General features: G+C 48.3%; 1 protein-coding gene and 1 pseudogene. Both read right to left on the minus strand.

Annotated features, from left to right (window positions below):
• Window positions 1-133: pseudogene (gene fadA / locus R7P35_RS26300) on the minus strand (acetyl-CoA C-acyltransferase); the annotation flags it as partial.
• 15 nt (window positions 134-148) lie between these two features.
• Window positions 149-1,037 (minus strand): 3-hydroxyacyl-CoA dehydrogenase family protein (locus tag R7P35_RS26305; RefSeq protein WP_318093439.1); only part of this gene is annotated, 889 nt, incomplete at its 5' end.

The raw sequence follows: 1,037 nt of genomic DNA on the forward strand, positions 1-1,037 counted from the left end.
GTGCCAGAATGCCTTTCATTAGGTGCGCAGAAAGGTCTTCTGCACGAGTATGACGGAAAGCACCACCTTTAGAGCGACCCATTGGAGTACGTAGACAATCGACTACGACAACGTTTCTGGTTTGATTAGTCATTTTGGGAATCCCTCCTTAGATAGAACCTTGCTGTTGCGCGCCATAGAAGCTTTCGCCTTTCGCCGCCATATCAATCAACATTTGCGGAACATGGTACATCGCGCCTAGATCAGCGTGCTGTTTTGCCATTTCAACAAATTCAGCAATACCTACGCTGTCTAGGTAGCGGAATACACCGCCGCGGAATGGAGGGAAACCAAGGCCGTAAACCAGAGCCATATCTGCTTCTTGAGGAGTTGCAATAATGCCTTCTTGCAGACACAGCACCACTTCGTTGATCATCGGAATCATCATACGTTGGATGATGGTCTGCTCATCGAACTCTTGTTTATCCGCGCAGACGTCTGCCAGTACTGGCAAGATATCTTCAGTGAAGGTTTTCTTAGGCTTACCTTTTTTATCAATGGTGTAGCTGTAGAAACCGTTGCCATTCTTCTGACCGTATTTGTTGGCTTCGAATAGAGCATCAATCGCGTCACGACCTTGTTTTCCCATTCGCTCAGGGAAACCTTCTGCCATCACCGCTTGTGCGTGGTGCGCAGTATCGATGCCGACTACATCAAGCAAGTACGCCGGGCCCATCGGCCAGCCAAATTTGCGTTCCATGACTTTGTCGACTTTAGTGAAGTCTGCACCGTCACGAAGCAACATGCTGAAACCGCCAAAGTACGGGAATAATACGCGGTTGACGAAGAATCCCGGACAGTCGTTCACGACGATTGGGGATTTACCCATTTTCGCTGCGTAAGCCACTACGCGGTTGATGGTTTCATCAGAAGTTTTCTCACCACGGATGATTTCAACCAAAGGCATGCGATGCACAGGGTTAAAGAAGTGCATACCACAGAAGTTTTCTGGGCGTTTAAGTGATTGTGCCAATAGGTTGATTGGAATCGTCGATGTG

Origin of the sequence: Vibrio sp. Vb0304 (assembly GCF_033338995.1) — a bacterium.
GTDB lineage: Bacteria > Pseudomonadota > Gammaproteobacteria > Enterobacterales > Vibrionaceae > Vibrio > Vibrio alginolyticus.